Raw genomic sequence first — 20,546 nt, 5'->3', positions numbered from 1 at the left:
AGGTGCAGGGCCGCTACCTGGCCGGCGTCGCCCTGCGGAGCGTCCATCCGGAGACCGTGCGCATGCTTCACCACCCGACCGCGGTGACGGAGGTCCTCAGGGCGCTCGCCTCCTGGGCGCGACTGCCGTCCAGGAGGACGCGGGCGACCAGGGCCGGGTCGTCGTTCATCGGGACGTGGCCGCAGCCGGGCAGCCGCACCAGCCGGGCCCGCGGAATGGTGTGCTTGGCGCGTACCCCCTGCCGGGGCAGGAGCAGCCGGTCCCGGTTGCCCCATGCCACGGTGACGGGGATGCCGGGGACGTCGTCGGTGAACAGCACGCTCCGTCCGGCCCGCAGCGTCTCGTGGAACCCCTCGGCGTGGGCCAGGGCGAGGGTCTCGGCGACCACGGCCTCGGGGGAGCGGCGGCCGGGGCGGGCGTAGATCGTGCTGGTCAGGGCGGTCCGGCCGGCCGCGGTGCGGGAGAGCCGCTCGACCAGCGGGAGGGGCAGTCCGCGCGCGGTCCGGTGCATCCCCCGCAGGACGCCGAAGGCGTAGCGCCGCTCGGCCTGCGTCCAGAACCCGGCCGGAGACAGGGCGGTGACCGACCGCACGAGGTTCCGGCGGCCCAGTTCCAGGGCCAGCAGGCCGCCCAGCGAGTTGCCGGCCACGTGCGGCCGGTCGATTCCCAGCGCCGCGCAGAAGGCGCTCAGCACCTCGGTGGTCGTCGGCAGGTCGTGCGGCAGTCCGCGCGGCAGTGCGGACGACTGTCCGAACCCCGGCAGATCCACCGCGATCACCTCGCGCTCGGTCGCGAGGATGTCGACCACGGGGCCCCAGGCCTGCCAGTGGTGACCTATGCCGTGCAGCAGGAGCAGCGGCTCGCCGGTGCCCACGCGCGTGTGGGCGAGGGTGACGTCCAGCGGACCGTGCCCGGTGGGGGCCGTGAAGGAGAGCGTGGCGGTCATGGGGCTCCTTGTCGGGAACACACGAACGTTTCGGGAACACGCGAACGATGACGTCGTTGCGTAGACAGCCTGTCAGTAAGAGCTACCGACGGGTAGCCCCCGGTCGCTGTTCGTCCCGGGGCGGCCCCGGCGCCCTGTGGGGTCGTGGTGCGGGCCCGGGCGATTCCGCCTGGACACGGCCGGACGCGTCGGCTGGGATGGAGCGGTGGCCACCGAAACCGCGACCGACGTCTTCGAAGAGCACCGTCCCGTCCTCCTGGGTGTCGCCTACCGCATGCTGGGCCGTCTGGCCGACGCGGAGGACGTGGTCCAGGAGGCCTGGCTGCGCTGGTCCGGGGGCGACCGGTCCGGCGTCCGTGAGCCCCGCGGCTACCTGGTGCGCGTCACCACCCGCCTCGCCGTCGACCGGCTGCGCCAGATCAAGTCCCGGGGCGAGACGTACGTCGGCCCGTGGCTGCCCGAGCCCTGTGTCACCGACTTCGGCGACACCGTGCCGGACACGGCCGAGCGGGCCGTGCTCGCCGACACGGTCTCCTTCGCCGTCCTCGTCGTCCTGGAGTCGCTGTCACCGCTGGAGCGGGCGGTGTTCGTCCTCAGGGAGGCGTTCGGCTACCCGTACGCGGAGATCGCCGCCATGCTGGAGCGGGGCGAGGCCGCCGTGCGCCAGCTCGCCGGGCGGGCCCGCAAACACCTCGACGAGCGACGGCCCCGCTTCGACGTCGACCCGGTGCAGCGCCGGGACCTCACCGAACGGTTCCTCGCCGCCGCGACCGACGGCGACCTCGAAGGTCTGATGGCGATGCTCGCGCCCGACGTCCGGCTGGTGGGTGACAGCGGTGGGAAGTCCAGGGCACCGCTGCGCGTGCTGGAGAGCCCCGCCAAGGTGGGCCCCTTCCTGCTCGGCGCCGCGCGCAAGAGCGTCCCGGACCTCTCCTTCCGCTTCCTTGAGGTCAACGGCGGCCCGGCAGTCCTGGTCCTGTCCGGAGGCAAGCCCGACTCCGTCTTCCAGCTGGACGTCGCCGACGGGCGCATCCAGTCGCTCTACATCATCCGCAACCCGGACAAACTGCGATCCCTGGCCGACGCCTGACCGCTCGCCCCTGCTCCCGCCGAAGCCTCCGTCCCGCGACGGGGGCTTCGCCGTCCAGTCACGAAGCCGGTCCCTCGTGGTCCCTCGCGATCACCCGGGGGGTCACCTGGGGGATCGAGGATTGGTCTTGACCAAGGGTGTGGGCCGTTTTATGGTCGCAGAGAACTGCAACAACCTTTAATAAACAAGGGCGTCAAAACGCCGCCGGACCACGGCGATTGCGGAGGACAGGGTGGGGACCACGCAGTTGGACTCGGTGCCGGAACCGAAGTACTGGCACCTCAGGACCGTGCTCAGCGAGGCCCTGGACTCGGAGTTCTCGGTGGGCGAGGTCCTGCCCAACGAGCGCGACCTCGCCGCTCGGTTCGGCGTCGCCCGCGCCACGCTCCGCCAGGCCCTGGAGCAGCTCGAACTGGAAGGCAGGCTCCAACGCCGCCGCGGTGTCGGTACGACCGTCGCCCCGCCGCGCGTGGGCGTGGCCGTCGGCACCCGGCAGCATGCCTGGCCCGGGACGGCCGACGACGCCTGGCAGCCGGCCGACTGCGTCCTCACGGCCCCGCCCGCGGCCGTCGCCGACGCCCTGGAGACCGGGCGGGACGAGCCCGTGCACACCGTCCGCCGCTCCCGCGTGACGCACGGCCGGCCGGTCGCGGCGGAGCTGCTGTACATCCCGTCGGCCTCGGTGCCCGACCTCACCGCCATCGACGCGCCCTCCGGCGCCGCACGCGCGCGTGCCGTGCTGCGCGAACTGCAGCGCGGCGAGCTGGTGGGGCAGGAGAGCGCCGTGGAGCTGGGATCGGCCGGCGCCGAGGACGCGAAGGAGCTGGACCGCCTCCCGGGAGCGCCCGTCCTCGTGGTCACCACCCGGTACCTCGCCGAGGGCCGCACCGCCGCACTCTCCGTCGCCACCTACCGCGCGGACACCTGCCGGCTGACGTTCGGGGACTTCGGCGACGTGGAGATCCACCACGGCCCACAGACCCGGGCCTCCTGAACCGGCCGCCGACCGAGCCTCGCCGGGACCGTCCCGAGACGTGATCGCGCGCATCCCGGGCGCCACCGGCACCCGCGGTATCGAGCCGGCCGGCGCCGTTACCGGTGCGGCGCCGCGGGTGCCGCGAGGTGCTGGACCGTGTCCGGCCGTGCGGTGAGCGAAGTGTGCCGGGCCGGGCCCCGGGGGCGGCTCCGTGGGGTGCGCGGCCGGGGTCGTGAGCCGGTACGGCCGGGACGCACGGGGTGCTGGATCGTTGTGTGGTTCGTGTGGTTCGAGCGGGTCGCGCGCGGGTCGGTGCCCGGGGGGTCCGTGGGCCTCGTGGGGCGTCGTGATGCCGGGCCCTGGGGGGTAGCTCCGTGGGGTGCGCGGCCGGGGTCGGTGCCCGGGGTGGGGCCGTGGGTCGTGGGACACCGTGGTGCCGGGCCCTGCGGCCGGCGTCCTGACGGGGTGGGCGTCGATCCGGGGCCGCGCCGACCGGTCTTCGGCGCCCGGGTCAGCGGCGGGCCGTCGCGCCCTCCACCGCGAACAACTGCTCCTCCACGTGGTCGAGGGCCAGCCGCAGCGAGCCCGTCGCGACGGCGGCCTCGCCGAGGAGCGACAGGGCGACCTTCGGCGGCCGCAGACAGTAGCGGGCCAGCTCCCGCCGCAACGGCTCCAGTACGCCGTCCAGCCCGGCCGCCCAGCCGCCGATGACGACCAGCTCCGGGTCCAGGGCCAGCACCAGCGCCGCCACGTCGTGCACCAGCCGCTGGATGAAGCGCTCGACGGCCGCGCGGGCCCGCCGGTCGCCCTCGCGGGCCTCGGCGAAGACCCTGGCGACCGCCTGCTCGTCCAGCGGGTGCAGGGGCTGGTCCGTGGTGGACAGCAGCGTCTCCGGAGTCACGTCCCGGCCCAGCAGGTGCAGCGCGCCGATCTCACCGGCCGCGCCCCCGTACCCGCGGTGCAGCCGCCCGCCGATCAGCGCCCCGGCCCCCGGGCTCAGCCCGGCCAGCACGAACACGACGTCGTCGGACTCGGTCGCGGCACCCTTCCAGTGCTCGGCGACCGCCGCCGCGTTCGCGTCGTTCTCCACCAGCACCGGGCACTTGAAGGAACGGCTCAGCCGCTCGCCCAGGCGCAACCCCGTCCACTGCGGCAGAGCGGTACTCAGCCGGACCGTGCCGTCCGCCTCGACGATCCCGGGCGTGGCGGCCCCCACGGCCCGCAGTGAGCCACGCGCGACACCGGCCCGGCGCAGCAGCTCGGCGACCGCGGTGCGCAGCCGCTCCAGACGCTCGTCGGCCGGGGCGGACTCGTCGACGTCCTTGGCCTGGGCGCCGATCACCCGGCCGTCCAGGTCGGACAGGAGCGCGGCGACACGGTGCGGCCCGATCTCCAGACCCAGAAGGTGCCCGGCCTCCGCCCGGAACCGGAAACGCCGCGCGGGCCGCCCCTGCCGCCGGGCCGCACCCTCGTCGGCGGCCGTCTCCACGACCAGACCGGCCTCGATCAGCCCCTCGACGACACCCTCGACGGTCGGCCGGGACAGCCCCGTCACCCGGGTGATCTCGGTCAGCGTCGCACAGTCCGTGGCACGCAGCGCGTGCAGCACCACCGCGGAGTTGATCCTCCGCAGCAGCGACGGATCCCCGCCGGTCAGCCCTCCCAACGTCCGTCCTCCCAGCTCGTGCGCGTGTTGGCCGGATCGTACTCGGCCCGCTCCGCCCCGGCGAGAGCCGGTCCGCCCGATCCCGGACCGCAGGGGTGCCTCATCCGGGCGCCACGAACCCCGACTCGTACGCCGTGATCACCGCCTGGGTGCGGTCGCGTGCCCCCAGCTTCGCCAGGACCGCGCTCACGTGCGACTTCACCGTCTCCGTGCCGACCACCAGCCGGGCGGCGATCTCCGCGTTCGACAGCCCGCGCGCCATCAGCCGCAGCACCTCGCCCTCCCGCTCGGTCAGCCGCGCCCGCTCCAACTCGGCGCGGGCCGCGCGGTTCCCGCCACCGTCGCCGTACTCGGCGGCGAGCCGCCGCACCGAGGCGGGGAACAGCAGGGACTCCCCCTCGGCGATCAGCCGTACCGCGTGCACGATCTCGGCCGGCCGGGCCCGCTTCAGCAGGAACCCGTCGGCGCCCGCGCGCAGCGCCTCGTACACGTACTCGTCGTTCTCGAAGGTCGTCACCACGAGGATCTTCGGCGGGTCGGCCACCGTCCGCAGCAGCGCGCGGGTGGCCTCGATGCCGTCCAGCAGCGGCATGCGGACGTCCATGGCGACCACGTCCGGCCGTACCTGACGCACCAGCGGAATGACCGCCGCCCCGTCGGCCGCCTCCCCGACCACCTCGATGTCCGGCTGCGCCTCCAGCACGGCCCGCAGACCGGCGCGTACGAGGGGTTCGTCGTCGACGAGGAGCACTCTGACCGGCATCCGCCCAGCGTAGATCAGCCGAGCGGCAGCTCGACCCGCACCAGCCAGTCACCCGCGCCGTCGGGCCCCGTGTGCGCACGCCCGCCCAGCAGCGCGGCCCGCTCGCGTATGCCGCGCAGCCCGCTGCCGCGCCCGGTCCCGGCCCTCCCGTCCGGCAGCGGATTGCGCACCGTCAGGCTGAGCGCACCGTCCGCCACCTCGACGCGGACCCGCGTCGGCACCGCACCCGCGTGCCGCAGCACGTTGGTCAGCGCCTCCTGGAGAATGCGGTAGCCCTCCCGGGAGACCGGGCCCGGCAGGGTCTCCAACGGACCCGTGACCTCGGCGTCGACCTCGGCCCCGGAGGCGCGGGCGGACTCCAGCAGACGGTCGGCGTCCGTGAGCGTCGGTCTGGCGCTCACGGGCCGCTCCGCCTCCCGCAGCACGCCGAGCACCCGCTCCAGATCCTCCAGGGCGGCCCTGCCGGTCTCCTCGATCGCGGTCAGGGCCCGTTCGGTGAAGTCGGGACTGCCGGCCGCGCGGGCGGCCCCCGCCTGCACGACGGCGACGGTCAGCGCGTGACCGATGGAGTCGTGCAGCTCGCGGGCGATGCGGGTGCGCTCCAGGAGCTGCTCGGTGCGCTCCTCGAGGGCCTCGAGTCGCTCGGCGGCGGACGGGCCGAGGAGCGCGCGGGCCCCCGCCGTCGCGAGGATGCCGAGGCCCACCACGGCGCCGTACAGCGCGAGGAGGGGAAGCAGCGCGAGAAGCGCGTACGCCGAGTGCGGCTCGGCGTCCCGCAGCACCGGTATGTCGGCGATCCGGTGCCCCAGGGCGAGCCGGACCAGCTCGACGGTGAGAACCGGCAGCCAGACGCAGGCGACCGCGGTCAAACCGCCCAGCGCCATGCGCAACTCCAGCCACGCCACCGTGCGCAGCCGGTCGCGCCAGGTCGCCGAGGGTGCGACCGAGAAGGCTGAGTCCTCATGGCCGGGGGAGAGGAGCAGACGGGCCTGCACGCCCTCGCCGGTCCGCACCGCCGGGACGAACCCGAGGGGGATCAGCACTGCCGCGGGCACCCACAGGCTTTCGTCGTCGATGAACACCCACACGCTCACCACGAGCATGGGCACCCACAGGTGCAGCAGCCGTGTGTAGGTCGTCCCCCGGAACAGCGGGCGCAGCAGGCGGGCCATTGCGCCATGGTGCCAGCCGCCACTGACAGCGGGCCTCCCCCGCACGGGGGAGACGATCTCCACCGGCGGGGGAGGACCTGCCCCGTACGAACCGGCACGCTGCTGCCATGACCAGCATCGACGTCCAGAACCTCATCAAGGAGTACGGCACCCGGCGAGCGGTCGACGACCTCACCTTCACCGTGCGCCCCGGCCGCGTCACAGGCTTCCTCGGCCCCAACGGCGCCGGGAAGTCCACCACCATGCGGCTCGTCCTCGGCCTCGACCGGCCCACCTCCGGGACCGCGACGGTCGGCGGCCGCCCCTACACCGCCCTCCACGAGCCGTTGCGGCACGTCGGTGCCCTGCTCGACGCGCACTCGGCCCACGGTTCGCGCACCGCGCGGGACCACCTGCGCGTCCTGGCGGCGAGCAACCGCATTCCGGCGCGCCGGGTCGACGCGGTGATGGAGGAGACGGGCATCGCGTCGGTGGCCCGCCGCCGGGTACGGACGTACTCCCTGGGCATGCGCCAACGCCTGGGGATCGCCGCCGCCCTGCTGGGCGATCCCGAAGTGGTGATGCTGGACGAGCCCTCCAACGGACTGGATCCCGAAGGCATCATCTGGATCCGCGAGCTGCTGCGCCGGCTCGCCGCCGAGGGGCGCACGGTGCTGGTCTCCAGCCACCTGATGAACGAGACCGCGTCCTTCGCCGACCACCTGGTCGTCCTCGGCCGGGGCCGGCTGCTCGCCGACACTCCGATGCGGGAGTTCATCGACGCGCGCGTGCAACCCCGCGTACGGGTCCGCACGTCGGACGCCACCGCGCTGAAGGCCGTCCTCGCCCGGCACGGCCACGACGCCGTGGAACACGACGGGTACTGGACCGTGCACCACGCGCGCGTGGACGACATCGGCCGCGTCATGTCCGACGCGGGCGTACCGGTACTCGAACTCACCGCGGACGAGGGCACCTTGGAACAGGCCTATCTCGACCTGACGGCCGACGAGACCGAGTTCACCGCACAACACCAGGAGGCCTGATCATGCAGTTCACGCCCGTACTCCGCGCGGAGGCGCTCAAGGTCCGCACCCTGCGCTCGCTGTACGGCACCCTGCTGGCCGTGTTCGCCGTCACCACGGCGTTCTCCGCGCTGGCAGGGGTCTCCGAGACCTCCGACCCGGATTTCGACCCGCTGTTCACGGCCCTGTCCGGCGTGCTGCCCGGCCAGATCGCCGCGATCGCCTTCGGGGCCCTGGTCGTGTCGTCCGAGTACCACGGCAACGGGATCCGGCTCTCGCTGGCCGCCGTTCCGCAGCGCGGCCGGTGGTTCGCGGCGAAGCTGACGGTCGTCGCCGTACCGGCCCTCGTCGTGGGGCTGGTCACCGCGTTCGCCGCCCTCGTCGCGGCCCGCTCGGGTCTCGGCCCGGCGGCGGACGGCCTCACCGCCGGCGAGCAGGTGCGCGGCGTCGTGGGCTGCGGGATCTACTTCATGCTGATCGCCCTGTTCGCGGCCGGCCTCACCACCCTGTTCCGCAGCGGTGTGGCCACCCTGTCCACCCTGATCCCGTTCATCCTCGTCGTCTCCTTCGTGATCGGGGACACGGCGGGCGGTGCCGCCGACTTCCTGCCGGACAAGGCAGGGCAGATCGTCCTGTACCAGACGCACGACGGAAGTCTGGGGCCCTGGACGGGGCTCGCGGTGACCGCGCTGTGGGCGGCGGCCGCGCTCCTCGCGGGAGCCTGGCGGCTGCGCCGCCGGGACGCCTGACCGCCGCCGGTCGGCTGACGCCCCGCCAATTGTCAGTGGTGGCCGCTTTACTGGACGGCATGAACATCGCCCAGCACTTCGCCCTCATCGACGAGCTGTGCTTCCGTCCCTTTCCGGCGGAGCACGGCCCGTCGGCCGGGGGCACAGGGGGACCCGGCCACTTCGTGGCGGTGCTGGCGAGCAGCCACGGCCTGCGCGTCGGCGATCCGGCGGAGCGGGCGGTGACGGTGGGGCAGTACGAGAAGTTCCGGGACGCCCTCTACGAGTGCCTCGCCCCGCGCTGGGGGGAGACGGACCCCTGGAACCTGGAGACGGTCCTGCTGCGGACCGAGGGGGAGGACATACCCGAGCCGTGGGCCGGCCTCGGCGCCCGGGCCCGCGTGGCGTACCTCTGGGAGGCGCAGGGCACCGGCCGCTGGGTCGCGGTGGCCGTCGCCGACCGGGACGAGACGGACGAGGTGCAGCTGCTGGCCGTCGTCACGGAGACCGCCCCGCCCTGACCGCCGGCTACGCCTGAGCCGCGACCCGCAGCCGCGCGAACTCCTCCGCCATCGTCTGCGTCGTCCAGTGCGCGTTGAGCCCGCTGGGGTTGGGCAGTACCCACACGCGGGTGTCGCCGATCGTCCGCTCCTGCGGTCCCACCCGGGCACCGCGGTCGTCGAACGCCGACCGGTAGGCGGTGACACCGACCACGGCCAGCCAACGGGGCCGCAAACGCGCCACCTTCAGCGCCAGCAGCCGCCCGCCCTCCCGGTACTCCTCGGCGCTCAGCTCGTCCGCCCGCGCGCTGGCACGCGCGACGACGTTGGTGATGCCGAGCCCGTACGACGGCAACTCGTCCTGCTCCGACGGCTTCAGCAACCGCGGTGTGAACCCGGACAGGTGCAGCACCGGCCAGAAGCGGTTGCCGGGACGGGCGAAGTGGTGCCCCGTCGCCGCCGACAGCAGGCCGGGGTTGATACCGCAGAACAGCACGCTGAGACCGTCCGCGACGACGTCCGGTACGAGACGGTCGCGGGCGGCCTCCAGCTCGGCCCGGGTGAAGCGCGTCAGAGGATCGCTCCCGGGGTGTAGCCCGCGGCCTGCGGGTGCTGCTTGACGATCTCCTCGATCCGGCCGACGACGACGCCGACCTGGTCGGCCGCGGCGCCCGTGAAGGACAGCTTGTCGGCCATCAGCGCGTCCAGTCCGGCGCGGTCGAGCGGGATGCGCTCGTCGGCGGCGAGCTTGTCCAGGAGCTCGTTGCGCTCGGCGCCCTGCTCGCGCATCGCCAGCGCGGAGGCGACGGCGTTCTCCTTGATCGCCTCGTGCGCGACCTCACGGCCGACACCGGCCCGCACCGCGGCCATCAGCACCTTGGTGGTGGCGAGGAACGGCAGGTAGCGGTCCAGCTCCCGGGCCACGACCGCCGGGAAGGCGCCGAACTCGTCGAGCACCGTCAGGAACGTCTCCAGCAGCCCGTCCAGCGCGAAGAACGCGTCCGGCAGAGCGACCCGGCGCACCACCGAGCAGGACACGTCGCCCTCGTTCCACTGGTCGCCCGCCAGCTCACCGGTCATCGAGGCGTAGCCGCGCAGGATCACCATCAGGCCGTTCACACGCTCGCAGGAGCGGGTGTTCATCTTGTGCGGCATCGCGGAGGAGCCGACCTGGCCGGGCTTGAAGCCCTCGGTGACCAGCTCGTGCCCGGCCATCAGCCGGATCGTCTTCGCCAGCGACGACGGCGCCGCCGCCAGCTGCACCAGCGCGGTGACGACCTCGTAGTCCAGGGAGCGCGGGTAGACCTGGCCGACCGAGGTGAACGCCTGCGAGAAGCCGAGGTGCCCCGCGATCCGCTGCTCCAGCTCCGCGAGCTTGCCGGCGTCCCCGCCGAGCAGGTCCAGCATGTCCTGGGCGGTGCCGACCGGGCCCTTGATGCCGCGCAGCGGGTAGCGGCCGAGCAGCTCCTCCACCCGGCCGTACGCGACGAGCAGCTCGTCGGCGGCGGTGGCGAACCGCTTGCCCAGCGTCGTGGCCTGCGCCGCGACGTTGTGCGAACGGCCGGCCATGACCAGCTCGCCGTACTCGCCGGCCAGCTTGCCCAGGCGAACCAGGACCGCCACCGCACGGTCGCGGACCAGCTCCAGCGACAGCCGGATCTGCAGCTGCTCGACGTTCTCCGTCAGGTCGCGGGAGGTCATGCCCTTGTGCACGTGCTCGTGCCCGGCGAGGTCGTTGAACTCCTCGATCCGCGCCTTCACGTCGTGCCGCGTGACCTTCTCGCGCTCGGCGATCGAGGCCAGGTCGACCTGGTCGAGGACGCGCTCGTAGTCGGCGAGCGCGGCGTCGGGCACCTCGATGCCGAGGTCCTTCTGGGCCCGCAGCACGGCGAGCCAGAGCTGCCGCTCCAGCTTCACCTTCTGCTCGGGCGACCAGAGCGTGGCGAGCTCGGCGGAGGCGTAGCGTCCGGCGAGGACGTTCGGGATGCGGGGCTTGGCGGGCGCAGAAGTCACGTGGACAGATTCTACTGGCGATTCCTGCAGGCCAGCGCCACCGGGCTCTTCGTCGGAACCTACGAAGGCCTCGGGGGCCGGGGGATCACGGCGCCAGGTCCTCGTACGGCAGCAGTTGCGGGCGCTTGGGCGGCAGGCCGTCCCCGGACGACCGGCCGGTCAGCCTGCGGCCTATCCAGGGCAGCAGGTGCTGCCGGGCGAACCGGACGTCCGCGGTCCGGCGTGTGATCCAGCCCGGCGGCGGGGCCGCCGGGATCGGCGCGTGCCAGTGCGGGTCCTCGGGTTCGTAGCCGAGCGTCTGCCACACGGCCTCCGCGACCCGGCGGTGCCCCTCGGCGGTCAGATGCAGCCGGTCCACGTCCCACAGGCGCGGGTCGGCCAGCGAGTCCGCCCCGTACAGGTCGACGACCACGGCGCCGTGCCGGGCGGACAGGTCGTCGATGACGGAGAACAGCGCCTCCATCCGGGGCCGGAACCGCTCCAGCACCGGACCCTGGCGGCCCGGGCTGCGCATCAGCACCAGCTGCTTGCAGTTCGGGGCCAGCCGCTCCACGGCCTGCGTCAGCAGATCCCGGACCCGGGCCATGTCGCACTTGGGCCGCAGCGTGTCGTTGAGCCCGCCGACCAGTGTGATCACATCGGCCCCCATGGCCGCCGCCACGTCCACCTGCTCGTCGACGATCTGCCCGATCAGCTTCCCGCGCACCGCGAGGTTCGCGTACCGGAAGCCGGGGGAGCGGGCGGCCATCCGGGCGGCGAGGAGGTCGGCCCAGCCCCGGTAGGAGCCGTCGGGCAGCAGGTCCGACATGCCCTCGGTGAAGGAGTCGCCGACGGCGACAAGGCTGGTGTGGGTGGGGTTCGTCTGCATGGCGACAGAAATGGTAGCCCGTGCACATACCCGCCGGTCGGTCACCCTCGAATCCCGCCGAGCCCTCCCCGCGTCGCCACACGGCGGGCTCCGCACCCTTCGAGCCCGCCGCACCTCGAGCCGCCGCACCTCGAGCCCTCCGCGTCTTCCGCCCCGTCGGCTCAGGTCCGCTGCCCGAACAGCTCCCGCAGCACGTCCTCCATGGTCACCAGCCCCGACAGCCGCCCGTCGGAACCCAGCACGGCCGCCAGATGCGTACGGCTGCCCCGCATGGCCGTCAGCACGTCGTCCAACGGGGTGCTCTCCCGCACCCGCGCGATGGGCCGCATGTCCCGCAGCCGGAACGGCAGGTCGCGCGGGGAGGCGTCCAGGGCGTCCTTCACATGCAGGTAGCCGACGATCCGCCGCCCGTCGTCCACCACCGGGAAGCGAGAGAACCCGGACTCGGCCGACAGCCGCTCCAACTGCTCCGGCGTGACGCCCACGCGCGCGTGGACGACGCGTTCCAGGGGCAGCACCACGTCCCGCACCGGGCGCCGGCCCAGCTCCAGGGCGTCGTGCAGCCGCTCCTGGGCGCGGTCGTCGATCAGCCCGGCTTCGCCGGCGTCCTTGACGATCTCGGCCAGCTCGGCGTCCGTGAAGGTCGCCGACACCTCGTCCTTCGTCTCGACCCGGAGCATCCTCAGCAGCGCGTTCGCGAGGGCGTTGATCGTGAAGATCACCGGGCGCAGCGCCCGGGACAGCGCCACCAGCGGCGGCCCGAGCAGCAGTGCGCTGCGCACCGGCTCGGCGAGCGCGATGTTCTTCGGCACCATCTCGCCGAGCAGCATGTGCAGATACGTCGCCAGGGCCAGCGCGATCACGAAGGACACCGCGTGCCCCGCGCCGGACGGCACACCCACCGCGTGGAACACCGGCTCCAGCAGGTGCGCGATCGCCGGTTCCGCGACCACACCGAGGACCAGTGTGCACAGCGTGATGCCGAGCTGGGCCGCCGCCATCAGCGCCGACACGTGCTCCAGACCCCACAGCACACTCTTCGCGCGCCGGTCGCCCTCCGCACCCGCCGCCCCTGCTTCGACGTGCTGCTCCACCTGGCTGCGGCGTACGGAGATCAGCGCGAACTCGGCGCCGACGAAGAACGCGTTGACGACGAGCGTCGCCAGACCGATCAGCAGCTGTACGGCGGTCACCGCCCGGCCTCCCCCGTGTCGTCGCCGGCGTCCGTGTCACCGGTGGCACCCGCGTCGTCGAGCGGCGCGTGCAGCAGCACCCGGGCCGCCCGGCGCCCCGTGGCGTCCGCCACGTCCAGCCGCCAGCCGGCGACCTCGACGGTGTCGCCGACCGCGGGGATGCGCCCGAGCCCCGCCGCGACGAGCCCGGCGAGCGTCTCGTACGGCCCCTCCGGCACCCGGAGCCCAAGACGCGCGAGCCGGTCCACCCGGGCGGCGCCGTCGGCCCAGTACAGGGCGTGGCCCTGTTCGTCGGTGCCGGCCGGGACCAGTTCGGGCGTCTCGTGCGGATCGTGTTCGTCGCGCACCTCGCCGACGACCTCCTCGACGATGTCCTCCAGCGTGGCCACGCCCGCCGTCCCGCCGTACTCGTCGATGACGACGGCCATCGTGCGCCGCCCGGAGAGCCGGTCCAGGAGCCGGTCGACGGTCAGCGTCTCCGGAACCAGCAGCGGCTCGCGCATCAGCTCGGCGACCGGGATCCCGGGCCGCCGCTCGGCGGGCACCGCCAGTACGTCCTTGACGTGCGCGGTCCCCACCACGGTGTCGAGACTGTCCTGGTAGACGGGGAACCGCGACAGTCCGGTCGCCCGCGTCGCGTTCGCGACGTCCGCGCAGGTCGCGCGGGAGTCCAGGGCGACGACCTGGACGCGCGGGGTCATCACGTTCCCCGCCGACAGGTCGGCCAGGTTCAGGGTCCGCACGAACAACTCGGCGGTGTCGGCCTCCAGGGCGCCCTCCTTGGCCGAGTGCCGGGCGAGCGCCGCCAGCTCCTGCGGCCCGCGCGCGGACGCCAGCTCCTCGGCCGGCTCCACGCCGAAGCGGCGCACGACGCGGTTGGCCGTGTTGTTCAGGTGGGTGATGAAGGGGCGGAAGGCCGCGCTGAACCAGCGCTGCGGACCGCCCACCCGCCTGGCCACGGCCAGTGGCGAGGAGATCGCCCAGTTCTTGGGCACCAGCTCACCGACGATCATCAGGAAGACGGTGGACAGGGCCGTGCCCAGCACCAGCGCCGCCGAGGAGGCCGCCGAACCCGACATACCCGCGTCCTCCAGCGGGCCCGCGATCAGCGCGGCGACCGACGGCTTGGCGAGCATGCCGACCACCAGGTTCGTGACCGTGATGCCGAGCTGCGCCCCGGAGAGCTGGAACGTCAGGTTCCGGACGGCCTTCAGGGCGCTCGCCGCGCCCCGCTCGCCCCGCGCGGCGGCCCGCTCCAGCTCGCCGCGCTCGACGGTGGTCAGGGAGAACTCCGCGGCGACGAAGGCACCGCACAGAAGCGAGAGCAGGATCGCCACCAGCAGCAGGAGCACTTCGGTCATCGGGTCACCTCGGATCCATGATCGGCCAGGAACCGGGGGACCGCGCGATGTCGTGCGCCGGGAGGTGCGCCGATGCGGACTCGCTCATGCGCCGGTGCCCACCGCCTTTCCGTCGGTGTCCCTCAGTCGGTGAGGGGCTTGACCCAGCGTTGCCACTGCTCCTGTGGCGCGTACCCGGCGGCCCGCCACGCATGCTGCGCCCGCTCGTTGCGCACCAGCACCATCGCGTCCCCGCGCCGCCCCCCGAGCCGCACGAACCGCTCCTCGGCGGCGTCCAGCAGAGCCGAGCCGATCCCCCGACGACGGTGGTCCGGGTGCACCGCCAGCCGGTACAGGTGACAGCGCCAGCCGTCGAAGCCCGCGATCACCGTGCCCACCAGCTCCCCGCCGCGCTCGGCCAGGACCAGCGACTCGGGATCACGGGCGACCAGCCGCTCCACGCCGTCCCGGTCGTCGCTGATGCTCGTCCCCTCGGCGGCCACCTTCCAGAAGGCCAGCACGGCGTCCAGGTCCTCGGGCCCCGCGGCCCGTATCCGCAGATCAGTCATGCCGCGATCCCACCACGCGCGACGGGCGCCCGGGCGGGCATTCCGGCATGCGGACCGTCAGGCGGCGCGCAACGCCCGCAGCACCGGCGCGAACGCCTCCATGTACGGCTCCAGCACGACCAGGTAGGTGAACCCGTACCGCTCACGCTGCGCCCTGACCTGCGCGGTGATCTCCTCCAGGGTCCCGGCCAGGAAGATCGGCAGCTCCAGCACCTGGTCGGTGGTCAGGTGCGGCACGTGCTCCAGGACGGGGCGGACGGCGGCCTCGCGGTCCTCGGTGACGACGACCATCTGGATGAGCAGGTTCAGCTCCGCCGGTTCCTTGCGGCCCGCGGCCAGCTCCCGGTACCGGGCCACGCGCTCGTCGAGCTCCTCGGCGGTGAGGGGCACCACCTGCCCCGTCGTGCTGCCCCGCACCGAACGCCCGCCCGTGAACGCGGCGATGGCGGCGTGCCGGGCCGTCAGTTCCAGCATCCGGTCGCCGTTGGCGCCGATCAGCAGCGGCACCCCGGGCCGCTGCACCGGCCGCGGGCGGTGCTCCTCGTCGCCGAGCAGCCGCTCCAGTTCCTCGACGGTGCGCCGCAGGTGGTCCACCCGCTCGCCCGGCGTGCCGAACGGCAGCCCCGCCGCGTCGTGCTCGGCCCGCACGTAGCCGGTGCCGAGGCCGAGCTCCAGGCGCCCGCCCGTCAGGGCGTCCGCGGTCGCCACCTCCCGGGCCAGCAGGGCCGGGTTCCACAAGCCCGCGTTCAGGACGAACGTGCCCAGCCGGGGGCGCTCGGTGGCCCGTGCGGCGGCGACCAGCGCCGGGAACGGCGCGGGCATGCCGAGATGGTCCGGGACCAGGATCACGTCGTAACCGAGCTCCTCGGCGCGCCGGCACTTCGCGCTCCACTCGTCGGCCGGGGCGGAGGTCATCAGGTTGACGCCGAAACGGAAGGGACGGGACATGAACTCTCCTCGCGCGTGGGGGACTTCGGGCCCCGAGGAGTCAATCACCCGGGCGCGGCGGCCGCCAGCACGCCACCGCGCCCTGGCAGGTGCGGGGTCTCACCCCGGTGGTCAGGAGCGCTGAGGCGCCGGTCGAGGACATCGCGTGCGAGCTGCGCCAGTGGAGTGTGTGACACCGTGAGCCGCCCGTCCGACGGCTCCGGCGCGTCCGTACCCGTCGAACCGCGGCTCACTCCTCGGTCCCGGGCTCCCGCCACGCGGTGCCGAGCACGCAGTACGACATGGGCAGCACGGGCCCGTGCTCCGGCATCATCACCCGCCGGTAGGGGCCCAGCGTGAACCCGGCCTCCCGGAGCGCGGCGACCGGTTCCCGGGACAGATGGCAGCCGCCGCCCAACGGCGGCCACAGCGTCCGGTCCAGCGCGCGCTGGGTGAAGGTCATCATCCGGCCGCCGCCCCGGCCGTGCTCGAAGAACCGCACCTCGCCGCCGGGCCGCAGCACGCGCCTCAGCTCCCCGAGCGCCCGCGGCACATCACGGACGCTGCACAGCACGAGCGAGACCACGGCGGCGTCGAAGGCCTCGCTCTTGACGGGCAGCGCCTCCGCCGCACCCGGCGCCACGTCGACCGGCAGCCGCGCGCGCAGTGCCGCCTCCACGGCCAACTTCCGCAGCCCGCGCTCCGGTTCGATGGCGACGACCTCCGAGACGGTGCCGGGGTAGTGGGCGAAGTTCAGGCCGTTGCCGGCACCGATCTCGATCACCCGTCCGGACAGCCCGGCGAGCAGTCGTTCACGCATGCGCGCCATGCCCAGCCGGGTCTCGGCGCTCACGCTGGCCCTGGCGTAGTAGCGGGCGAACAGCGGATGGTGCACGGCGTCCCGCGGCACCCCGCGGGAACGGGAGGATCGCAACGCCATGGGGCCTCCTTCACGAGGCGGTGCCTTAGCGCGATTGTCCCCCGTACGGACATCCCGCACGCTCCGACCACCGGCCCCCTTCGGCCCGCCCCCACCCCGTCGCCCGCCGCCCGCGCCGACGCCACCCCTGGTCACGCCCGGACGCCCCGCGAGGTCACGGCCCTGCTGAGGGCCGTGTACGGGGCGAGCGCCGCGTGCTCCGTCCGGATCGTCCGCGCCGTGCCGTTCTCGTCGGATCAGGGCGCCCCGCGCGTCCTCCGGTCCGGGTGCCGGGCGGGGCCCACGTCGTGCCCGGTGCCGGTGGGCAGGGCACGTCTCTGGGCGTCATCCCCGGTCACGCCCGGACGCCCCGCGCGGCGGCGGCCCTGCTGAGGGGGCGCGCGCCGGGGGTGCTGCCCGGGCCGGTGGCGCGCGCCGTGCCGTTCTCGTCCGGTCAGGGTGCCTCGCGCACCCGGAACGCGTCCGCGTCCCAGGTGCCCTCCAGCCGGGGTGCCAGCCAGTGCGGTGCCGTCGTCCGGAAGGCCGCCGGTGCCAGGGACCCCGCCCCGGCGGGCAGGGCGCCCAGCAGGGGCGCCCCGGCCACGTCGGGGAGGTCCGCGATGTTGCAGCGCGAGGCGAGGTCCGGGTTCGCCGGCCAGCTGCCGATCACGACGCCCGGCAGCTCCAGCCCACGGGAGCGCAGTTCACGCGCCGTCAGCTCCGTCGTGTTCAGCGTGCCCAGCCCCGCCGACACCACCAGCAGCACGGGCGCGCCCAGGAGCCCGGCGACGTCCGCGAGTGTCCCGCCGGCCGCGTCGAAGCGTACGAGCAGTCCGCCCGCGCCCTCGACCAGCACCAGGTCGTGCTCGGTGGCCAGCTTGTCCGCGCTCTCCGCCACCTCCTCCGGGTGCACCGGTGCCCTGCCGGCCCGACGCGCTGCCGTACCCGGCGCCAACGGTTCCGGGAAGCGAGCCACTTCGGCCGCCGTCACGGCGCCCGCGAGGCGCGCGGCCTCCTGGGCGTCCCCGGGCTCGCCCGGCCCCACGCCCGTCTGCGCGGCCTTCAGCACGGCCACCGACCGGCCGGCCGCCAGCGCCGTCGCGGCGACGGCGGCGGTCACCACCGTCTTGCCGACCTCCGTGCCCGTGCCCGTGATCACCAGTACCGGCATGTCATCCCTCCCGTGCCGCCGCGCACACCGCGCGGGCGATCCGCGCGACGTCCGCGTCGCCCGTGACGTACGGCGGCATGGTGTAGACCAGGTCGCGGAACGGTCGCAGCCACACGCCCTCGCGCACCGCCGCCTCCGTCGCCGCCCGCATGTCGACGGCGTGGTCGAGCTGCACCACGCCGATCGCGCCCAGCACCCGTACGTCGCGCACGCCCGGCAGTTCGGCGGCGGGCGCGAGCCCTTCCCGCAGGCCCGCCTCGATCCGCTTGACCTCCGCGAGCCAGTCCTGGCCGAGCAGCAGCCCGATCGAGGCGCAGGCCACGGCCGCCGCCAGCGGATTGCCCATGAACGTCGGCCCGTGCGCGAGCACCGGCACCTCGCCCCGCGAGATGCCGTCGGCCACCCGCGAGGTGCACAGCGTCGCCGCCATCGTCAGGTAACCGCCGGTCAGCGCCTTGCCCACGCACATCACGTCCGGCGTCACCGCCGCGTGCTCCGCCGCGAACAGCGCGCCCGTACGCCCGAAGCCGGTCGCGATCTCGTCGAACACCAGCAGGACGTCGTGCGCGTCGCACGCCTGACGCAGCACCCGCAGATACGCGGGGGAGTGGAACCGCATCCCGCCCGCGCCCTGCACCACCGGCTCGACGATCACCGCGGCCAGTTCGTCCGCGTGGCGTTCGATCAGCGCGCCCAGGTGATCGGCGTACGCCTGTGCGTACTCCGTCGGCGGTGCGTCGGCGAACAACTGGCGGGGCAGCACCCCGCTCCACAGCTCGTGCATCCCGCCCTCGGGATCGCACACCGACATGGGCTGCCAGGTGTCGCCGTGGTAGCCGCCGCGCCAGGTCAGCAGGCGCCGCTTGCCGGGGCGGCCCAGCGAGCGCCAGTACTGCAGGCACATCTTGACGGCGACCTCCACCGACACCGACCCGGAGTCGGCGAGGAACACGTGTTCCAGACCCTCCGGCGACATGTCGACAAGGAGCTTCGCCAGCCGTACGGCGGGCTCGTGGGTGAGCCCGCCGAACATCACGTGGCTCATCCGCTCCAGTTGCTCACGCGCGGCCTCGTTCAGCACCGGGTGGTTGTAGCCGTGGATCGCCGACCACCAGGACGACATCCCGTCGACGAGTTCCCCCGAGCCGTCGGCCGGTCTCAGCCGCACCCCGCTCGCCGACTCCACGACGAGCGGATCCTGCCGGCCGGGCATCGGGCCGTACGGATGCCAGACGTGCCGCCGGTCGAGTGCCAGCAGCTCCTCCACCGTCAGCGCGGGCTCAGGCATTGGGCGCGAGGTCCGTGCCGGCACCGCGGCGGCGTACGGCGACCAGGTCGGTACGGGGTTCGCCGGCCACCGCAGGCCCCGCGGCCGGGGCGGCGTCGCGGCCCCCCGCGGCCGGTTTTGAACCGCAGACCCCGGCGGCCGAACCGCAGTCCCCGGCGGCCGGAGCGGTCCCGCAGACCCCGCCGCCCTCGTGCGACCCGCAGCCGCCCCCCTCGTGCGACCCGCAGCCGCCCCCCTCGTGCGACCCGCAACCCCCGCCCTGGGCCGCCGCCCGGTGCTCCGGCAGGGTCACCTGGCCGGTGCCCTCCACCTCGAACCCGGCGTCCGCGATCATCTCCAGGTCGGCCCGGCCCGCCTGGCCCTCACTGGTGAGGTAGTCGCCGAGGAAGATGGAGTTGGCCAGGTGCAGGGCCAACGGCTGCATCGAGCGCAGGTGCACCTCGCGCCCGCCGGCGATCCGCACCTCTACGTCCGGGCAGACGAACCGCGTCATCGCCAGGATGCGCAGGCACCGCTGCGGGGTGAGGTTCCACTCCTTGGCCAGCGGCGTGCCCTCGAACGGGATCAGGAAGTTGACCGGCACCGAATCCGGATCCAGCTCGCGCAGCGAGAAGACCACGTCGACCAGGTCCTCGTCGCTCTCGCCCATGCCCGCGATCAGCCCCGAGCAGGCGGACAGCCCGGCCGCGTGCGCCTTGCGCACCGTGTCCACGCGGTCGGCGTACGTATGGGTGGTCGTGATGTCGCCGTACGTCGACTCGGACGTGTTGAGGTTGTGGTTGTAGGCGTCGGCGCCCGCCTCGCGCAGCCGCTCCGCCTGCCCGTCGGACAGCAGCCCCAGGCAGGCGCACACCTCGACGGACTCGTTCTGCTCCTTGATGGCCCTGATGGTGTCCGAGACCCGGTCCACGTCCCGGTCGGTCGGACCGCGTCCGCTGGCCACCAGACACACCCGCTTGGCGCCCCCGGACACGCCCGCCGCGGCGGCCTCGGAGGCCTGGTCGGGCTTGAGCCACGTGTACTTGAGGATCTCGGCCTTGGAGCCGAGCCGCTGCGAGCAGTAGGAGCAGTCCTCGGGACACAGGCCCGACTTCAGGTTGACGAGGTAGTTGAGCTTCACCCGTCGGCCGAACCAGTGACGGCGCACCTTGCCTGCCGCGGCCACCACATCGAGCACGTCGTCGTCGGAAGTGGCGAGGACGGCGAGAGCCTCCTCGCGGGTCGGCGACTCGCGCCGAAGCCCCTTGTCCACCAGCGTGTTCAGCAGGTCCATGAGAGCTGATCCTGTCCTAAGGGGCCGCCCGGGGCCAAGGAGGCTTCGCACAACCCTGGCGGATCACCGTGTGGGTATTGCCACACATCGGGCGGCCGACGGTGCCGCTAGTGTCTGTCCACTGCCTACAAAACGAGAGG

At 73.8% G+C, this 20,546-nt stretch carries 20 protein-coding genes; 5 read left to right on the top strand and 15 right to left on the bottom strand.

Features of this window, described 5'->3' with window-relative positions; genetic code table 11:
- Positions 1-67: 67 nt before the first annotated feature.
- Complete coding sequence (locus tag RM812_RS12065; RefSeq protein WP_311572468.1) at positions 68-946, bottom strand: alpha/beta fold hydrolase; 879 nt, start codon at positions 944-946, stop codon at positions 68-70.
- Positions 947-1,151: 205 nt separating this feature from the next.
- On the opposite strand from RM812_RS12065, the gene sigJ reads away from it, so the two are divergent.
- Both sigJ and RM812_RS12055 read left to right on the top strand, forming a co-directional pair.
- Entirely contained in the window at positions 1,152-2,036 is an 885-nt protein-coding gene (gene sigJ, locus RM812_RS12060) for an RNA polymerase sigma factor SigJ (protein WP_311572467.1), read from the top strand.
- 232 nt (positions 2,037-2,268) lie between these two features.
- A complete protein-coding gene (locus RM812_RS12055; RefSeq protein WP_311572466.1) occupies positions 2,269-3,030 on the top strand; it encodes a GntR family transcriptional regulator in 762 nt (253 codons plus the stop codon).
- Positions 3,031-3,523: 493 nt separating this feature from the next.
- Here RM812_RS12055 and RM812_RS12050 read toward each other — a convergent pair whose 3' ends face one another.
- The 3 genes from RM812_RS12050 to RM812_RS12040 form a co-directional block, all read right to left on the bottom strand.
- Positions 3,524-4,678: an ROK family transcriptional regulator gene (locus RM812_RS12050; protein WP_311572465.1), complete on the bottom strand. Its 1,155-nt coding sequence runs from the start codon at positions 4,676-4,678 to the stop codon at positions 3,524-3,526.
- Between the two features lie 100 nt (positions 4,679-4,778).
- Entirely contained in the window at positions 4,779-5,441 is a 663-nt protein-coding gene (locus RM812_RS12045) for a response regulator transcription factor (RefSeq protein ID WP_311572464.1), read from the bottom strand.
- Positions 5,442-5,455: 14 nt separating this feature from the next.
- Positions 5,456-6,613 carry a sensor histidine kinase gene (locus RM812_RS12040; protein WP_311572463.1) on the bottom strand — a complete coding sequence of 386 codons (1,158 nt, stop codon included), beginning with the start codon at positions 6,611-6,613 and terminating at the stop codon, positions 5,456-5,458.
- A 107-nt stretch (positions 6,614-6,720) separates the two neighbouring features.
- Here RM812_RS12040 and RM812_RS12035 point away from each other — a divergent pair, with 107 nt between their 5' ends.
- From RM812_RS12035 to RM812_RS12025, 3 genes are read left to right on the top strand one after another with little or no spacing between them, the layout of a single operon-like run.
- Complete coding sequence (locus RM812_RS12035; RefSeq protein ID WP_311572462.1) at positions 6,721-7,638, top strand: ABC transporter ATP-binding protein; 918 nt, start codon at positions 6,721-6,723, stop codon at positions 7,636-7,638.
- Positions 7,639-7,640: 2 nt separating this feature from the next.
- A complete protein-coding gene (locus tag RM812_RS12030) occupies positions 7,641-8,366 on the top strand; it encodes an ABC transporter permease (protein ID WP_311572461.1) in 726 nt (241 codons plus the stop codon).
- A gap of 59 nt (positions 8,367-8,425) precedes the next feature.
- Positions 8,426-8,866: a hypothetical protein gene (locus RM812_RS12025; RefSeq protein WP_311572460.1), complete on the top strand. Its 441-nt coding sequence runs from the start codon at positions 8,426-8,428 to the stop codon at positions 8,864-8,866.
- Positions 8,867-8,873: 7 nt separating this feature from the next.
- Here RM812_RS12025 and mug read toward each other — a convergent pair whose 3' ends face one another.
- The 11 genes from mug to bioB form a co-directional block, all read right to left on the bottom strand.
- Entirely contained in the window at positions 8,874-9,419 is a 546-nt protein-coding gene (gene mug / locus RM812_RS12020; protein ID WP_311572535.1) for a G/U mismatch-specific DNA glycosylase, read from the bottom strand.
- The gene (gene purB, locus RM812_RS12015) at positions 9,416-10,858 is read right to left on the bottom strand and encodes an adenylosuccinate lyase (protein ID WP_311572459.1); all 1,443 of its coding nucleotides are present in this window, start codon (positions 10,856-10,858) and stop codon (positions 9,416-9,418) included. The genes mug and purB overlap by 4 nt, the downstream gene beginning before the upstream one ends.
- Positions 10,859-10,943: 85 nt before the next feature.
- Positions 10,944-11,726: an SGNH/GDSL hydrolase family protein gene (locus tag RM812_RS12010; protein ID WP_311572458.1), complete on the bottom strand. Its 783-nt coding sequence runs from the start codon at positions 11,724-11,726 to the stop codon at positions 10,944-10,946.
- Between the two features lie 161 nt (positions 11,727-11,887).
- Complete coding sequence (locus RM812_RS12005; RefSeq protein ID WP_311572457.1) at positions 11,888-12,919, bottom strand: hemolysin family protein; 1,032 nt, start codon at positions 12,917-12,919, stop codon at positions 11,888-11,890.
- Positions 12,916-14,280: a hemolysin family protein gene (locus RM812_RS12000; RefSeq protein WP_311572456.1), complete on the bottom strand. Its 1,365-nt coding sequence runs from the start codon at positions 14,278-14,280 to the stop codon at positions 12,916-12,918. Before RM812_RS12000 ends, RM812_RS12005 begins: the two co-directional genes overlap by 4 nt.
- A 122-nt stretch (positions 14,281-14,402) precedes the next feature.
- Positions 14,403-14,828 (bottom strand): GNAT family N-acetyltransferase, encoded by a 426-nt coding sequence (locus tag RM812_RS11995; protein ID WP_394816445.1) that lies wholly within the window; start codon positions 14,826-14,828, stop codon positions 14,403-14,405.
- A gap of 57 nt (positions 14,829-14,885) precedes the next feature.
- Positions 14,886-15,776, bottom strand: coding sequence for an LLM class F420-dependent oxidoreductase (locus tag RM812_RS11990; RefSeq protein WP_311572455.1), 891 nt, complete (start codon positions 15,774-15,776; stop codon positions 14,886-14,888).
- A 229-nt stretch (positions 15,777-16,005) separates the two neighbouring features.
- On the bottom strand, positions 16,006-16,695 hold the full coding sequence (locus RM812_RS11985; protein ID WP_311572454.1) for a class I SAM-dependent methyltransferase: 690 nt from the start codon (positions 16,693-16,695) through the stop codon (positions 16,006-16,008).
- A 433-nt stretch (positions 16,696-17,128) separates the two neighbouring features.
- On the bottom strand, positions 17,129-17,845 hold the full coding sequence (gene bioD, locus RM812_RS11980) for a dethiobiotin synthase (protein WP_311572453.1): 717 nt from the start codon (positions 17,843-17,845) through the stop codon (positions 17,129-17,131).
- Between the two features lies 1 nt (position 17,846).
- Positions 17,847-19,133 (bottom strand): adenosylmethionine--8-amino-7-oxononanoate transaminase, encoded by a 1,287-nt coding sequence (locus tag RM812_RS11975; protein ID WP_311572452.1) that lies wholly within the window; start codon positions 19,131-19,133, stop codon positions 17,847-17,849.
- Positions 19,126-20,406 carry a biotin synthase BioB gene (gene bioB / locus RM812_RS11970; protein WP_311572451.1) on the bottom strand — a complete coding sequence of 427 codons (1,281 nt, stop codon included), beginning with the start codon at positions 20,404-20,406 and terminating at the stop codon, positions 19,126-19,128. The genes RM812_RS11975 and bioB overlap by 8 nt, the downstream gene beginning before the upstream one ends.
- Between the last annotated feature and the right edge of the window lie 140 nt (positions 20,407-20,546).

Origin of the sequence: Streptomyces lancefieldiae (assembly GCF_031845825.1) — a bacterium.
Lineage (GTDB): Bacteria > Actinomycetota > Actinomycetes > Streptomycetales > Streptomycetaceae > Streptomyces > Streptomyces lancefieldiae.
Note: the sequence above shows the minus strand (reverse complement) of the source record. Positions and strands in the feature narration are given on the sequence as shown.

Coding starts and splice junctions, on each gene's coding strand:
- RM812_RS11985 (WP_311572454.1), bottom strand. CDS start 16,695: ATGGCGTTGCGATCCTCCCGTTCCCGCGGGGTGCCGCGGGACGCCGTG.
- RM812_RS11990 (WP_311572455.1), bottom strand. CDS start 15,776: ATGTCCCGTCCCTTCCGTTTCGGCGTCAACCTGATGACCTCCGCCCCG.
- bioB (WP_311572451.1), bottom strand. CDS start 20,406: ATGGACCTGCTGAACACGCTGGTGGACAAGGGGCTTCGGCGCGAGTCG.
- bioD (WP_311572453.1), bottom strand. CDS start 17,845: ATGCCGGTACTGGTGATCACGGGCACGGGCACGGAGGTCGGCAAGACG.
- RM812_RS11995 (WP_394816445.1), bottom strand. CDS start 14,828: ATGACTGATCTGCGGATACGGGCCGCGGGGCCCGAGGACCTGGACGCC.
- RM812_RS12030 (WP_311572461.1), top strand. CDS start 7,641: ATGCAGTTCACGCCCGTACTCCGCGCGGAGGCGCTCAAGGTCCGCACC.
- RM812_RS11975 (WP_311572452.1), bottom strand. CDS start 19,133: ATGCCTGAGCCCGCGCTGACGGTGGAGGAGCTGCTGGCACTCGACCGG.
- RM812_RS12045 (WP_311572464.1), bottom strand. CDS start 5,441: ATGCCGGTCAGAGTGCTCCTCGTCGACGACGAACCCCTCGTACGCGCC.
- RM812_RS12040 (WP_311572463.1), bottom strand. CDS start 6,613: ATGGCCCGCCTGCTGCGCCCGCTGTTCCGGGGGACGACCTACACACGG.
- RM812_RS12010 (WP_311572458.1), bottom strand. CDS start 11,726: ATGCAGACGAACCCCACCCACACCAGCCTTGTCGCCGTCGGCGACTCC.
- RM812_RS12035 (WP_311572462.1), top strand. CDS start 6,721: ATGACCAGCATCGACGTCCAGAACCTCATCAAGGAGTACGGCACCCGG.
- RM812_RS12025 (WP_311572460.1), top strand. CDS start 8,426: ATGAACATCGCCCAGCACTTCGCCCTCATCGACGAGCTGTGCTTCCGT.
- RM812_RS12065 (WP_311572468.1), bottom strand. CDS start 946: ATGACCGCCACGCTCTCCTTCACGGCCCCCACCGGGCACGGTCCGCTG.
- RM812_RS12000 (WP_311572456.1), bottom strand. CDS start 14,280: ATGACCGAAGTGCTCCTGCTGCTGGTGGCGATCCTGCTCTCGCTTCTG.